Annotated in this window: 7 protein-coding genes; 3 read left to right on the top strand and 4 right to left on the bottom strand. The window is 66.8% G+C overall.

Translation table 11 applies throughout. From position 1 onward, the window contains the following. Positions 1-42: 42 nt before the first annotated feature. The gene (locus KK141_RS07720; RefSeq protein WP_214569183.1) at positions 43-1,632 is read right to left on the bottom strand and encodes a ShlB/FhaC/HecB family hemolysin secretion/activation protein; all 1,590 of its coding nucleotides are present in this window, start codon (positions 1,630-1,632) and stop codon (positions 43-45) included. A 164-nt stretch (positions 1,633-1,796) separates the two neighbouring features. Then, entirely contained in the window at positions 1,797-9,839 is an 8,043-nt protein-coding gene (locus KK141_RS07725; RefSeq protein WP_214569184.1) for an MBG domain-containing protein, read from the bottom strand. Between the two features lie 364 nt (positions 9,840-10,203). Between KK141_RS07725 and KK141_RS07730 the strand changes: the two genes are divergently transcribed. Both KK141_RS07730 and KK141_RS07735 read left to right on the top strand, forming a co-directional pair. Beyond that, positions 10,204-11,736: a tetratricopeptide repeat protein gene (locus tag KK141_RS07730; protein WP_214569185.1), complete on the top strand. Its 1,533-nt coding sequence runs from the start codon at positions 10,204-10,206 to the stop codon at positions 11,734-11,736. Between the two features lie 144 nt (positions 11,737-11,880). Next, on the top strand, positions 11,881-12,897 hold the full coding sequence (locus KK141_RS07735; protein ID WP_250901642.1) for an alpha/beta hydrolase: 1,017 nt from the start codon (positions 11,881-11,883) through the stop codon (positions 12,895-12,897). 101 nt (positions 12,898-12,998) lie between these two features. Here KK141_RS07735 and ssb read toward each other — a convergent pair whose 3' ends face one another. After that, positions 12,999-13,613, bottom strand: a complete 615-nt coding sequence (ssb, locus tag KK141_RS07740; RefSeq protein ID WP_214569187.1) for a single-stranded DNA-binding protein — start codon at positions 13,611-13,613, stop codon at positions 12,999-13,001. A 127-nt stretch (positions 13,614-13,740) separates the two neighbouring features. Then, on the bottom strand, positions 13,741-14,730 hold the full coding sequence (locus tag KK141_RS07745; protein ID WP_214569188.1) for a DedA family protein/thiosulfate sulfurtransferase GlpE: 990 nt from the start codon (positions 14,728-14,730) through the stop codon (positions 13,741-13,743). A gap of 185 nt (positions 14,731-14,915) precedes the next feature. Here KK141_RS07745 and KK141_RS07750 point away from each other — a divergent pair, with 185 nt between their 5' ends. Beyond that, positions 14,916-15,917: a polyprenyl synthetase family protein gene (locus KK141_RS07750; protein WP_214569189.1), complete on the top strand. Its 1,002-nt coding sequence runs from the start codon at positions 14,916-14,918 to the stop codon at positions 15,915-15,917. Positions 15,918-15,958 lie beyond the last annotated feature (41 nt).

Raw genomic sequence — 15,958 nt, forward strand, 5'->3', positions numbered from 1 at the left:
GGATGCGGCTCTAGCCACGTTTCCAGATCAAGGACTCATCACTTAGAAATTCATCATCACCTGCGCCCACACCCGATTCGAGCGCCCCGCGTCAGCGCTCGGCGATGAGCTGTAGGTCTTCACCGCCCAATACACCCGCGCACTGAAGTTCCCCGCAGTGGCCAGCGTAAAGCCCAGGCCCGCCGCTCCGCGGGAGAGGTTGTTGGTGCCAGGTGCGAACGGGGTGTGGTTGATGCGCAGGAGTCCGCGGTCGACGAACGCCACCAGCCCCGGCGCCATGCCTCCCATCTGCGGCAGGCTGTAGCGCAGTTCGATGCTGCCGACTTCGCCCTCGTCGCCGGCCGCCGCCCCGATCGGAAAAGCGCGCACAGCATAGGGGCCGCCCAAGGTCAGCTGTTCCGAACTGTCGAGATTCTTGCTGGAGCGCTGCGCGGTCAGACTGCCGTAGACCGTCCAGTCGCGCGACAGGGCCTGCAGGTACAGCAGCGAGGCATTGAACTTGTGGAACTGGCCCTCGGTCCGCGGCCCCGTCGGGCTGGCGTCTTGCGCGTCGATGCCGACGTGGCCGGACTCCAGTGCCACTTTCCAGGAGAAGATGCTGTTGGCTGCCAGCATGTCGCGCAGATCGCCGTTCAAAGCCAGGTTCACCACGTTCACCTGCTTGTGCGTCACGCTGTGCGTGCTGCCGAAGCGGTCGACGAACCAGTGGTGATCCGCGCCGAGGCTGACGCCGATATTCCAGCGCTCCCTGCGCACCCACGGATAGGCGACGGACACGCCGGCGGCATGCGCCGTACCCGAGGCCTGCAGGCTGGCGAAATCCTGGCCCAAGCGGTAGCTCGCATCGACATAGCTGGCGCCGACACTCAAGCCGTCGCCACCGACCGGCACGGACGCACCGAGGCTGCCCGAACGCAGGCCGTCGAACGAATCGAGATAGTTGAGCGTGAACGAGTCGCCGAGGCCGAACGGCGACAACAGGCTGAGCTGGCCGTTGGTGCGCGTGGCGCCGGTGTAGCGGCTGCCATAGTTGTCCACGCCCACCTGCCCCGTGAGCAAAGGCATGCGCCCGATGTTCAGATCCAGATCGGACTGCCCCGTTTCGCGGCCGGCGCGCAGCAGCGCTTCGACCCCGCCCGACGGCGGCACACCGGCCTGATCGGACAACAGCAGGATCTGGCGCCCCAGCGTCTCTTCCGTCACCAGCGCACCGGCATGCATCGGCGCGGTGAAACGCGCCACCGTCGCTGCCGACAGGCGCGATTGGTTATTCACCGTCAGGGTGCCGAGCCTGCCCTCGATCACCGCGACCTCGACTGCCGCGCCTTCTTCGTCGATCTTCTGCGCCGGCACATAGGCGCGCGCCACCAGAAAGCCGTGTGCGCGGTAATACGCCGTGACCTTTGCCGCTGCGGCCTGCAGGTCGGCCAGGGAAACGCGCTTCCCGACCAGATCGTGGTTCACCAGCGCAGCGAGCGTCGCCGCATCGAATGCGGTATTGCCGCTGACGCTGACGGCCTTGACGGTGAAACGCACGTTCTCGTCCGCCTCCAGCGCCGGACGCGCGGGCAGGCTCGGCAAGGCCGGGCTGGCGCGCGGCACCTGCAGCGGGCGCTGCTCGATGTCGCGCAATGTCGACCCGGCATCGGGGTGGGCCTGCTGGGCGTGCAACGCGCACGGCATCGCCAGGGCGGCGCACAAGGAAAGGGCAAGCGGGCTTGCTTTAGCGAATCGCATCATGATCTCAACCGGAATCCCCAGAACCACCAAGCCAGGCGCCGCTCAGGCGGGCACCATCAATTCACGCCAGCCGGCAAGCGGACACCCGCGCCGACGGATCGGATCAGGCCACTGCCCAGGGCGCGGCTCGGCCGCGCCTCTGCAGGCCGCGCGGCCCAGTCGCCCACCGCGCCCGACTGCACCGCCGCAACGGCACCCTGCGCACCGGGATAGCTGTACAACTGCGATGCCTGGACGATCGCCAGCGTGCCGTCGGCGAAGGTCAGCGCGTAGTTGGCTGCCGTCTGGCCACCGGGAGCGATCACGTAGCTGCCCGGCGTCACCGCGCCCTGCGAGCTGCCGCCATAGGTCAGCGTGCCGCCAAGCACGCTGGCGTCTTCGCCGTTGACGTAACCCGTCACCGTGATGCCATTGCCGCCCGCGTAGGGCGTGCCGTCGGCGATCCGGGTGGCGTTGTTCGCGGTAATGGTCAGCGGTGCGGGAATCACCGCCAGGCTGCCGCCGAGGTAGGTGATGAGGTAGTTGCCCGCGTCGAACGTACCGCCGCTCGCATGGCTGGCCGTGATGGCGTAAGGACCGCCCGCCACACTCGCCGTCGCCGCCGTGCCGGCGCTGGCTTCCGCCACGCTGCCGATCGTCTCGCCATTCAGCAGGCCGACGCTGGTGAAGCCGTTCAAGACCGGCGCCTGTCCGTACACCTTGCTCGCGTTGGCGGCGGTCACCGTCAACGCCGCCGGCGTGACGATCAAGCTGCCGTCGATGTAAGTGATCGCGTAGTTGCCCGCATCGAACGTACCGCCGCTCGCGTTGCCGGGGCGGATCGCATAGAGGCCGCCCAGCACGCCTGCCGTCGCCGAGGTGCCTGCGCTCGTCTCGGTCACACTGCCGATCGTTTCGCCGTTCTGCAGGCCGCTGCTGCTGAAGGCGCTCAGGGTCGGCGTCTGCCCGTATACCTTGCTCGCGTTGCCCGCCGTCACCGTCAACGCCGCGGGCGTGACGGTCAGGCTGCCATCGGCATAGGTGATCGTGTAATTGCCCGCGTCGAAGGTACCGCCGCTCGCGTTGCCAACGGTGATCGTATAAGGACCACCCGCCACGCTCGCCGTCGCCGCCGTGCCCGCGCTGCTCTCCGTCACGCTGCCGATCGTCTCGCCGTTCTGCAGGCCGCTGCTGCTGAAGTCGCCGAGCGTCGCGGTCTGCCCATACACCTTGCTCAGGTTGGTGGCGGCTACCGTCAACGCCGCCGGGGTGACCGTCAGGCTGCCGTCGGCATAGGTGATCGTGTAGTCGCCGGCGTCGAACGTACCGCCGCTAGCGTTGCTGGCGCTGATCGCATATGGGCCGCCGGCCACGCTCGCCGTTGCCGCCGTACCGGCGCTCTTCTCCGCCACGCTGCCGATCGTTTCGCCGTTGCGCAGGCCGTGGGTGGTGAAGCCGCTCAAGGTCGGCGTCTGGCCGTACGCCTTGCTGGCGTCGGCGGCCGTCACGGTCAACTCCGCGGGCGTGATGGTCAGCGCGTAGGCGTTGTGCTCGGCCTGGCTGAAGACATAGTTGCCGTTGTTCGCGACCAGGCCACCGCCGTCGATGGCATAGCTGCCCACGTGGCTGGTGCTGGTGGCCGGCGTCGTCCAGGCCAGGGTGCCGGTGGTGGCGGAGGCGACGTTCTCGCCGTTGACGAAGCCGGTGACGGAGCCACCGAGCAGCGGATTGCTGTCGCCATAGGTGCGATAGGCCGATGCTGCCGTGAAGGTCAGCATCGCCGGCGTCACCGCCAGGCTGCCGTCGATGTAGTGGATCGTGTAGTTGCCCGCGTCGAACGTACCGCCCGCGGCGTTGCTGACGGTGATCGCATATGGACCACCATCCACGCTCGCGGTCGCGGAGGTGCCGGCACTCGACTCGGTCACACTGCCGATCGTTTCGCCGTTCTGCAGGCCGCTGCTGGTGAAACCGCTCAAGATCGGCGTCTGCCCATAGACCTTGCTCGCGTTGCTGGCCGTCACCGTCAGCGCGGCCGGCGTCACCGCCAGGCTGCCGTCGACATAGCTGATCGCGTAGTTGCCCGCGTCGAACGTGCCGCCCGTGGCGTTGCCGACCGTGATCGCGTACGGACCACCCGCGACGCTCGCGGTCGCGGCCGTGCCGGCGCTCGACTCGGTCACGCTGCCGATCGTTTCGCCGTTCTGCAGGCCGATGCTGGTGAAACCGCTCAGGCTTGGCGTTTGTCCGTAGACCTTGCTCGCGTTGTTCGCCGTTACCGTCAATGCGGCGGGAGTGACGGTCAGGTTGCCGTCGATATAGGCGATCGCGTAGTTGCTCGCGTTGAACGTTCCGCCCGTGGCGTTGTTGGCCCCGATCGCATACGTGCCCACGCTCGCCGTAGCCGAGGTGCCGACGCTCGACTCCGTCACGCCGCCGATCGTTTCGCCGTTCTGCAGGCCGCTGCTGGTGAAGCCGGTCAGCACCGGTGTCTGTCCGTAGATCTTGCTGGCGTTGCTGGCCGTCACCGTCAGCGCGGCCGGCGTCACGACCAGGCTGCCGTCGATGTAGCTGATCGCGTAGTTGCCCGCATTGAACGTGCCGCCCGTCGCGTTACTTGCGCCCACCGCATACGAGCCCACGTTCGCCGTCGCGGATGTGCCCGTGCTGAGCTCGGTCACGCTGCCGATCGTCTCGCCGTTCTGCAGGCCGCTGCTGGTGAAGCCCGTGAGCGTCGGTGTCTGTCCATACACCTTGCTCGCGTCGTTGGCCGTCACCGTCAATGCTGCTGGCGTCACGGTCAGCGCCGCGGTGTTGCCTGCGGCCTGGGTGAAGACGTAGTTGCCATTATTTGCCGCGAGGCCGCTGCCATTGACCGCATAGCTGCCCACGTTGCTGGTGTTGGTGGCCGGAGTCACCCAGCTCAGCGCGCCGGTGGTGGCGGTCGCCTGGGTCTCTCCGTTGACGAATCCGGTGAGCGTGCCGTTGAACGCCGGGTTGGCGGCGCCATAAGTACGGCTCGCCGCGTTGGATGTGTACGTGAGCGTTGCCGGCGTCACCGCCAGGCTGCCATCGAGGTAAGTGATCGTGTAGTTGCCAGCGTTGAAGCTGCCACCCGTTGCACCACTGGCGCCAATCGCATACGCGCCCACGTTCGCCGTGGCGGAAGCACCCGCACTCGACTCCGTCACGCTGCCGATCGTCTCGCCGTTCTGCAGGCCGCTGCTGGTGAAGCCGCTCAGCACCGGAGTCTGCCCGTAGACCTTGCTTGCGTTGTTCGCCGTCACCGTCAACGCCGCGGGAGCCACCGTCAGGCTGCCGCTCGTGTAGGCGATCGTATAATTGCCTGCGTCGAACGTACCGCCCGTCGCGTTGCCGGCACCGATCGCATACGTGCCCACGTTCGCCGTGGCGGAAGCGCCTGTACTCGACTCCGTCACGCTGCCGATCGTCTCGCCGTTCTGCAGGCCGCTGCTGGTAAAGCCCGTCAGCACCGGCGTCTGTCCGTAGATCTTGCTCGCGTCGCTGGCCGTCACCGTCAGCGCGGCCGGCACAACTACCAGGCTGCCGTTGACGTAACTGATCGCGTAGTTGCCCGCATTGAACGTGCCACCGGCGGCGTTGCCCGCGGTGATGATGTATGGACCGCCAGCCACGCTCGCCGTGGCCGAGGTGCCGGCGCTGGATTCCGCCACGCTGCCGATCGTCTCGCCGTTCTGCAGGCCGCTGCTGGTGAACCCGCTCAAGGTCGGGCTTTGGCCGTAGATCTTGCTCGCATCGTTGGCGGTGATCGTCAACGCTGCGGGCGTCACGGTCAGCGCCGAGGTGTTGCCTGCGGCCTGGGTGAAGATGTAGTTGCCATTATTCGCCGCGAGACCGCTGCCGTTGACCGCATAGCCGCCCACGTTGCTGGTGTTGGTGGCCGAGGTCGCCCAGCCCAGCGAGCCGGTGGTGGCGGTCGCCTGAGTCTCGCCGTTGACGAACCCGGTAAGCGTGCCACTGAATGCCGGGTTGGCTGCACCGTAAGTGCGGCTTGCCGTATCGGCGGTGTAGATCAGTGTGGCCGGCGTCACGGTCAGGTGGCCATCGACGAAGCTGATCGCATAGTTGCCGGCGTCGAAGCTACCGCCCGTCGCGTTGCTGGCGCCAATCGCATACGCACCCACGTTCGCCGTGGCGGAAGCGCCGGTGCTGGACTGCGTCACGCTGCCGATCGTCTCGCCGTTCTGCAGGCCGGTGCTGGTGAAGCCACCGAGCGTCGCCGTCTGCCCATAGATCTTGCTGGTGTCGGAAGCCGTTACCGTCAACGCGGCGGGAGTGACGGTCAGGCTGCCGTTCGTATAGGCGATCGTGTAGTTGCCTGCGTTGAAAGTGCCGCCGGTGGCGTTGCCGGCGGTGATGACATACGGGCCGCCAGCGACGCTCGCCGTGGCCGCCGTGCCGGCACTGGACTCCGTCACGCTGCCGATCGTCTCGCCATTCTTCAGCCCGCTGCTGGTGAAGCCCGTCAGCGTCGGGGTCTGTCCATAGACTTTGCTCGCATCGCTGGCCGTGATCGTCAACGCCGCCGGCGTCACCGTTAGCCCCGAGGCATTACCCGCAGCCTGGGTGAAAATGTAATTGCCATGATTCGCGGTGAGGCCGCTGCCATTGATCGCATAGCTGCCCACGTTGCTGCTGCTGTTGGCCGCAGTCATCCAGTTCAAGCTGCCAGTGGTGGCCGTTGCTTGAGTCTCGCCGTTGACGAACCCGGCAAGCGTGCCGTTGAACGCCGGGTTGGCAGCGCCATAGGTACGGCTCGCCGCGTTGGACGTGTAGATCAGGGTTGCCGGTGTGATATTCGCCGTGGTGGCGGCGCTGCTGCTGGTCAACAGGTAGTTGCTGGCAAGGTCGCTGCCATCCGCAAGGGCGTAGGCTGTCGCCGTAACGGCCAGGCCGTTGCCCGCATTGGCGCTGGCGAAGCTGGCCGTGCCATGCGTCAGCGTCAGCGTGGCGCCGGCGATACCGGTATTCACGCTGCCCCAGTTGCTCAGGCTGACGGCCGTGGTGCCGTCATAGGTCTTGTTGTCGGCGGCAAGGCCGCTGACGGTGACTTGCTTGGGCGTGATGTTGGCGGTCAAGGCACCGCCGGTATTGACCAGCAGGTAGTTGCCCGCATCCGCGCCTTGCAGCGCGCTGCTCACATTCACCACCTTGCCGTTGCCGACATTCTTGTCGGCGAAGCTGCCGCCGAAGGTGTTCAGGCTCACCACGTCGCCGGCGATGATGCCCGCGGTCTGCAGGCTGCCGTTCACCGCGGCCGCGGTGGTGCCGTCATAGACCTTGTTGCTGGTGGTGACCGTGCCGGAGAGCTGCTTCTGGGCGATCACATAGCTGCCGACATAGCTGATGTCGTAGCCGTTCTGGTTGGAATACAGATTTCCGGTGACCGCCAGCTTGCCATTGGCCACGCTGTAAGTGCCGGCATTCTTGCTGCCGGTGGCATAGCTGACGCTGCTGCCGCCGCTGATGCTGGCGCTCGGATCGCTCAGCGTATAGCTGACGCTGCCGCTGGCAGCGGCGCCGTCATACGTCTTGCCCAGGCCGCCCTGAAGCGTGGCGGCAAGCGGCGTGAGGAAGGAACGCAGCAGGGGCGTGGTGTAACCATCGTAAATGCGCCAGGCACTGCCGGTGCCGCCCTGGTTGTCGATGCTGCTGCCCCAGCTTGCAAAGGTGGACAGCGACTGGAGCTGCGCATAGGTCACGCCCGCGCCCAGGGAATTTCCGCCCCAGAAAGCGTTGACGGTGCCGCTGTTGTTGATGGCGCCACCGCCGGCATTGGTCGTGGCATAGAAGCCGTTATTGATGCCGCCACCGGCGATGAAACCGACCAGGCCGCCTAAGGAATCGCCCGGCCCTGGAAGGGTGACGGCGCCCGTCGAGTAAACATTGCTGATGGTGCCGCCGGTCAGATAGCCGATCAGGCCGCCGCCGCGGGAGATGCCGCCGCTGACGTTGCCCGTGGCGTAGGCATTGCTGATGGTGCCGCTGGTGAATTTGCCCACCAGGCCGCCCATCGACGAATAGCCCTGGACGCTGCCCGTGGCGTAGCTGCTGCTGATGCTGCCGCTCCCCACGTAACCCACCAGGCCGCCCGCCGAGGAGCTGGTGTCGTTATTGGCCGTGGTTATGCTGGTGCTGACGTTACCCGTGGCGTAGGAATCGCTGATGCTGCCGCCGTTCAAATAGCCCACCAGGCCGCCGATCTGATAGGCGTTGGTAACACGGCCGCCGGCGTGGGAATGCGTGATGCTGCCTTCGTTCCAGCCCACCAGGCCGCCGACATGAGCGGTGCCCGAGCCGCCGCCGTTGATGGCGACCGTGGCATACGCATTGTCGATAACGCTGTTGCCGTAGGCCACGCCGGTCAGCCCGGCCGTGTTGCTGCCGCCCGTGAAGGTGCCGCCGACGATGCCTATGTTGCGCAGCGTGGCGTTCTGGATCGAGCTGAACAGGCCGGTGCCGTTGTTGCCGGGAATATTGATGGTCGGATTGCTGATGACGTGATTGAGCCCGTCGAAGGCGCCAGTGAATGGGCCGTTGGTGCCTCCGTAGATCATGCCGATAGGCGTGAAGCCCACGCCGAAGCCCGAGGCCCAGCCGGCGGTAACGCTGGCGTCGATGTCTGCGCCCAGCACGTAGTAGCCGGCGAGGTTGCCGCTCATGCCTTGCAAGGTGGTGCCGCTGGTATCGCCCAGCGTGCCCAGGCCGGTGACGATGGTCCAGTTGATCGGGCCGCCATCGCTGCCCAGCCGGGTCTGGAAGCTGCCGGTGCGGGCCAGGTTGACCTTCGCCCTGACGTTGTAGCTGGCGGTGTTGCCTGCCGCCACCGCGCCCTGGCCGTACCACAGCGCAAGACCGGCGCTGCCGCTGCCGTTGAGCGCGGCATTGATGTTGATGTTGCGCTGCGCGTTGAGCGTGAGCGTGTTGGCGCTCCAGCTCGCGGTGTCATTGACGTTGATGTCGCCGGAGCCGCTGCTGGCGCCGCTGGTGCTCTGGATGACGACGTTGCCGCCGGCCAGCGCGGTGGTGAGCGCGGCGCCGGTCATGTCGCCGCCGCTGGCGGCGATGGTGAAATCCGTGGGATCGATCAGCCACTGGCCGTTACGGCCCTGGGCGGCGGCGCGGGTGGTGATGTGCGTGCCGTCGGCGACCTGCACGTGCGCGCCGCTGGTTTCGATAAAGCCGCCGTCGCCGCCGCCGGGGGCGCTGGCATCGAGCGTGCCGGCGACCTGCGTCGTGCCGGCCTGCATGCCGGAGAGCAGCAGGATGTGGCCGGATTGACCCTGCACAGTGCGCGCCTCGATGACGCCGTCGTTGTTGACCGCGCTGGCCAGCAGGCTGTCCCTGGCGCCCGCGGTGAGGATGACCTGTCCACCGCCGGCGTCGATCAGGCCGCCGTTGCGCGCCAGCGCACCGAGAGCGTTCTGCTGCACCTCGAAGCGGATCAGCTTGTTGCCGGCCAGGGTGAGCTGCGCGGTGCCGCCGGCGCCGAGCACGACGCTGCCGAGGCTGGCCTGCATGCTGCCGAGATTGACGGCCTGGTGGCCTATCAAGGCGAGGACACCGCCGTTGCTGGCCTTGAGCGTGCCCTGGTTGACCACGGCGCGGGTATTGCCGGGATCGGAGAACGCATAGTTGCCCGCCAGAAAATCGCGGTCGGAGAGATTCAGCGTCGAAGCCACCAGGCCGCCGGCATCGACCTGGGCGCCGCGGCCGAACAGGATGCCGTTGCCGTTGATCAGGAACACCTGGCCGTTGGCGACGAGGTTGCCGTAGATCTCCGAGGGGTTGTTGCCGACCACGCGGTTCAAGGAAACGCTCGACGCGGAGGGCTGCACGAACTGGACGGTGTTGCCCGCGCCGATGGAGAAGCTCTGCCAGTTAGTGATCGCCGTGTCGGACGATTGATGGATATCCAGCCGGTTCGGCGCGGACTGGCTGATCGTCACGTTGCCCGCCACCACCGTCGCGCCCTTGGGCAGCGACTGCGCCGTGGCGATCAGCGGCAGCGAAGCGAAGGCGGCCGCAATCATCTGTGCGAGCAGCGTGCGGCGAACGGGCTGGGCAAAACGATTCATGAGGCGCCTCGAAACGGAGTAAGGCCGATGAGCGTGGAACGCGCGGAGATCACCGCCGCCATGGCCGCGTGCGGCCATGGCGGCAGCAGTCCCCCCTGCCCCGGGCGCGATGGACGCGCAGGCTCTTCTGACCACAGCTTTGAAATCGCGGCGCGTACTGGCCGCTTATGGCTTTTCGCTCGCCCCCTGTATGAGCGGCATCCGGCTCGCTGCGCATCCTTTCACGGAATCTCGCTGTCCACTCTGAAATTTCACTGAAATTTGCTGAAATTCAGCCCCATGGGGCCGCATCGCAGCCGCCATGAGATGCGCGGGCTTTGCTGATATTCTGGCCAGACCTAGGGGGGCAAGAAGCAGGGTCCGCGTGCTGTATCTGGCAGGCTATGAACTCGACCGGGAGCGTGGCGAGCTGCGCGGCCCGGATGGCGAGGCGATCAAGTTGCGGTCGAAATCCTTCGACATGCTGTGGCTGTTCGCCACCCGCGCCGGACGCGTGCTGGGCAAGCAGGAGCTGATCGAGACGATCTGGCCGAACGTCCACATCAGCGAGAACGGCCTGTTTCAGTGCATCCGCGAGATCCGCAGCGCCCTGGGCGACGACCGCCACGAACTGCTCCGTCTGCTGCCCGGGCGGGGTTATGTGCTCGATGCCGAGGTGACGCACGGGCTCGAACGGATCGCGGCAGGACGCGAATCCGCCGCCAGCGCCCTGACGATCGCCGTGCGGCCGATGAAGGTATCGGCGGATGCGGCGCCATCGCTCGAAGCGGCGACCAAGGTCTGCGAGCGCCTCGCCGACGGCCTTGCCAGGATCGAGCGCATTCGCGTGATCACGCTGGCGCAGGACGCCGACGCTGACCCGCGCGCGGACTTCGTGGTCAGCGGCGAATTGCACAAGAGCGGTGCGGCCTGGGAAGCGCATGCGCGCATGACCTCCACCGCCACCGGCGAAGTGCGCTGGAGCGGCTCGGTAACCGTCTCCACCGAAGCAGGCGATACGGCGTTGCAGCGCTCACGGCTGGTCGCCGGGCTCGGCCATCCGCTCGCGCTGCGCATCAATGCCCTGCAGAATTGCGGCGCCTGGATGCAAGGTGGCGGCGAGGACGAACTGCCGGCGGCTTACGCCAAGGTGGTGATCGAGCAAGCCACGGCCATCATCAACCAGACCACGCGCGAGCGCTTCCAGGTTGCGCAGGAGATGCTGGAAAAGGCGCTCGCCGATCATCCCGACGACGTCGATCTGCTGGCCGCGCTGGCCGGGCATCTGCTGCGCGGCACGCAGACGGCGTGGTACGACCCGGCCGATACCGACTCGGTCCATGAGCGCGCGCGAGCCCTGCTCGAACGCGCCATGCAGGCGAAGCCGCATTACATCCCGGTGCTCGAAGCCTATTGCCGGCTGCTGACGATGGCCGGCCAGTTGCCGGAGACCCTGATCGCCTGCGGCAGAATGCTCAGCTTCGATCCATGGCACGGCATCGCGCTCTTCCATCTGGGCATCGCGCAAACCCGGCAAGGCCGTTTCGAAGAAGCGCTGGCGACCTTCAAGCAGGCCGACACTTTCGACACGCCGGCTTTCGCGCGCTGGACCTGGCTGCTCGGCGTGGGCATGGCTTACACGCTGCTGGAGCGTTACGCCGAGGCCTTGCCGTGGCTGGAGCGATCGCTTGCGGTGACGCCGGGTACGGGACGTACGCATTTCGCGCTGGCGGTGGGCTATCAGCAGCTCGGTCGCGATGAGGACGCGAGGGTGGCGTTTTCCAAGGGTCTGGAATTGAGGCCGGGTTCGAACGCCGGCAATGTCCAGTTACCAAGAAAGCACGGCAGCCCGGTTTTTCTCGCGGCGTCCGATCGGTATGTGCAGGTGCTTTCGCAACTGGGTTTGCCTGCGGAATAAAGTTGCGGCGTGCTGCGGAATTAAGTTGCGATGCGCTGCGGTGTTCGCGTGGCGCCCCTGAACTTCGTGTGCCGCCTCGTGTCGATGGAGGGGCCTGCCTGGCGCGCTGGCCGGGCCATCGAGGGGAGACACACCTTGAACACGATGTACCTCAGAGCGGGTTGCACCCTGCTGCTGGCCGTGATGTTCGGCCAGGCTGTGGCTGCTGACTCCAAGCCCATGCCGCAGCGCATACCGGACAGCTATGCGGAAGCGGCGAAGTTGATCGACCTTGGTCATGGCCGCCAGCTCAATCTGCGTTGTTCGGGCAGCGGGGCGCAGACTGTGCTGCTGGAAGCTGGAGCGCTCGCCGATTCCTCCACGTGGTTCAAGGTGCAGCCACTGCTGGCAGCCCACGCACGCGTCTGCGCGTACGATCGGGCAGGCTTCGGCTTCAGCAGCGAGTGGCCGTTACCGCGAGATCTCGACGCTGACGTGTCGGATCTGCACGCATTGATCCAGCACGCTGGACTGGCGACTCCTCTGGTGATGGTGGGGCATTCGCTGGGCAGCAATATCGTTCGGCAGTATGCGAGCCGCTATCCGGCGGAGGTGAGCGCAATCGTCCTGCTGGACCCGCCTGCGCAGGACATCGGGCGGTTTGCTCCCGGCTGGCAGAAGGATGAGGACACTCTCTCGGTGCAGCGCTTCGCGTTTCTTCGCCAGTGCGCGGCTGCTGCCGAAAAGCACGCATTGCCGTCCACCGATAAGGAACTAAGCCGGTGTCTCGGCGAGCCCGATCCGAACGCCAGCGCGAAGGTCAACGCGGCGAACCTCGCGCTCATGTCGAAGCCTGCGTATTGGCACACGGTGTTGTCGGTACTGCAGAACAATGCCGTGGTGTTCAAGCCGCCGGTGTCGAAGCAAGAGACGCACGGTTCGACGCCGCTGATCGTGCTGTCCGCGGCCAACACCTATGCCGATGCATTGCCGCGTGATCGCGGAGGACTGGAGGAAGCCAAGGCGCGCACGCAGGCGCAGATCGTCGCCACTTCCAAAGGCGGTACGCTGGTGCATGTTGCAGATAGCTCGCATGACATCCAGATCGATCAGCCGGAGGCGGTGGTCAAGGCGGTGATGCAGGTTATGGGGATAACGCAGCGCACATCGAAGACGCTGTAGACCGTCTGCGGAAGCGAGGCGCGGAAAAGCGAGGAAAAGAAAAAGCCCCCGCGTGAGCAGGGGCTTTTAAGTTCGGATCGACGCTTCCGAGTGCGGGTTGTTCAGAACGGAATGTCATCGTCGTCGAAGCTGTTGTTCTCCACCGGCGGCGGAGAAGACTGGCGCGAGCCGTAGTCGTTGCCGCCGCGGTTGCCGCCACCGCTGGCGCCGCCGCCACCGAAGTCGCTGCCGCCGCGATTACCGTAATCGCCACCACCACCGCCACCACCGCGGTTGCCGTAGCCACCACCACCGCCGCCGCTCTGACGCTGACCGCCACCACCGCCGCCCTGCGAACGCTGGTAACCGCCGCCACCACCACCCGCGCCACCGCCTTCACCGCCACCACCAAGCATCTGCATCTCGTTGGCGATGATGTCGGTGCTGTAGCGCTCGACGCCGTCCTTGTCGGTGTACTTGTCGGTGCGCAGGGAGCCTTCGATATAGACCTGGCGGCCCTTCTTCAGGTATTCGCCGGAGATCTCGGCCAGCTTGCCGAACAGCTTCACGCGGTGCCACTCGGTGCGCTCCTGCCGCTCGCCGCTCTGCTTGTCGGTCCACTGCTCGGAGGTGGCGATGCGCAGGCTGGTGATCGCGGTGCCGCTGCTGGTGTAGCGCGTTTCGGGGTCGGCGCCCAGGTTGCCGACGATGATGACTTTATTGATGCCACGGGCCATGGAATGAATGTCCTCTGTTGGCCGGCCGTAAATAGGGATGAGTACGGCCGGGGTTGATATGGCCGGTCATGATACTGGTCCCAGGGTCTCAAGAGTCAGGACTGCACGCCCTCGCCCCGGGTAAGCCTCAGGCCGCGTGCTGCGTAGGCAGGTGTCCGTCCTCGGCGTCGGCGCCTTCCGGCGGCAGGCGCAGGATGGCGAAGCCGGCCGCTTCCCAGGCATCGAGGCCGCCCAGCAGCGGGCGCACGCGGCGATATCCCTGCTGCATCAGGTTCTTGGCCGCGACGGCGGCGGAGGCCTCGTTGGGGCAGCTGCAGTAGATGACCAGTTCGGCGTCCAGCGGCACGTCGTGCACGGCGCGGTCGATGCCGGCCACGTCGGCCAGCAGGGCGCCGGGGATCACGCGGGTGTCGACCATGCGGGAGGCCGGCGAGCGCACGTCCACCAGCACCGGCTCCAGGCCTTCGTCGATGGCGCGCTTGAGTTCGTCCACGGTGATGCGCGCCATGCGCAGGGTGGCGATGAGGCGGTGGCGCTGCCACCACTTCATCAGGATGTACAGCGCCAGCAGGCTGCCGACCACTTCCAGCGCGATGGTGCCGGCATTACCCAGCGCCACCAGCACCTGGTCGATCTGCGGCGCCAGCATATAGCCCAGGCCCACGGCCAGGCCCAGCCACAGCAGGGAACCCAGGCCGTCCATCAGCACGAACATGGCCGGGCGCAGGCCCAGCGCGCCGACCAGGGGCGGGGCCACGGTGGACAGGCCGGGCACGAACTTGGCTACCAGCAGCACCTGCCCGCGCCAGCGCTGGAAGCGCAGTTCGGATTGCTTGACGCAGGAATCGGGGGACAGGGAGATGCGGCACAGGGTGCGCATCACCCCGGCGCCGTAGCGGCGGCCGGCCCAGTACCAGACCAGGTCGCTCAGCAGGCAGGCCAGCAGGGCCAGCCCCACCACGCCCAGCAGCGGCAGCTGGCCGTTGGCGGCCAGGGCGCCGGCCACGACCAGGGTGGGCACCGCCGGCACGGGCGCGCCGGCCTGCTCGACCAGCACGTTGAAGAACACCAGCACCAGGCCGTATTCGGCCAGGAGGGCAATGATTTCATGGGCCATCGTCGGCACCCCGGGATAGCCGGCGCGAGGCCGGTTTGAGTACCGCGATGATTGGGGCGCGGCGGCCGGTTTGCAAACGTTCCAGCGGGGAAACAGGCTGTGTCTCCAGACGCACCATGACCTCCCGGCGGCGAAATGGCGCGGCCTCCCCCTATAATCGTTCGCTACGAAGCCGCGACCCCGCCATGACCACGATGCCCGCCACCGCCATCCGCCCGACCGATTTCGCCGACGTGCGCGCGCTGGCCGACGACGACATGAAGCGGGTAGACGCCCTGATCCGCCGCCGGCTCTCTTCCGACGTGGTGCTGATCAACCAGATCGCGGACCACATCATCGCCGGCGGCGGCAAGCGCCTGCGCCCGATGCTGCACGTGCTGGCGGCCGGTGCCGCCGGCTATGGCGGCGAGCAGCACATCAAGCTGGCTGCGGTGATCGAGTTCATCCACACCTCCACCCTGCTGCACGACGACGTGGTCGACGAATCCGACCTGCGCCGCGGCCGCAAGACCGCCAACGCGGTGTGGGGCAATGCGGCCAGCGTGCTGGTCGGCGACTTCCTGTATTCGCGCTCGTTCCAGCTGATGGTGGAACTGGACGACATGCGCGTGATGCGCATCCTGGCCGACACCACCAACACCATCGCCGAGGGCGAGGTGCTGCAGCTGCTCAATATCGGCAATGCCGACGTGGACGAAGCCGCCTACCTGGCGGTGATCGAGCGCAAGACCGCCGTGCTGTTCGCCGCCGCTACGGAACTGGGCGGCGTGCTCGGCGGCCTGCCGGAAGACCAGATCGCCGCGCTGCGCCGCTACGGCATGGAATTGGGCTATGCGTTCCAGATCGCCGACGACCTGCTCGACTACGTCAGCGACGCCGACACCCTGGGCAAGAACATCGGCGACGACCTCGCCGAGGGCAAGCCGACCCTGCCGCTGATCTACGCCATGCAGAAGGCCGACCCGGAACAGGTGCAGTCGCTGCGCCACGCCATCGAGCATGGCGGGCTGGATTCGCTGGAGCGGATCATCGCGGCGATCCGCGATTCCGGTGCGCTGGACCGCACGCACGAGCGCGCCGTGTTCCATGCGCATGCGGCGCGGGATGCGCTGGAAGCGCTGCCGCCGTCGCGGTATCGCGATGCGCTGGCGGCGTTGGCTGATTATTCGGTGCAGCGGAGTTACTGATCCGCGCATCGCACCGCTGGCGTAGGTTGGGGTGAGCCGCA

Origin of the sequence: Dyella sp. LX-66, from assembly GCF_018599165.1 — a bacterium.
Taxonomy (GTDB): Bacteria; Pseudomonadota; Gammaproteobacteria; order Xanthomonadales; family Rhodanobacteraceae; genus Dyella_D; species Dyella_D marensis.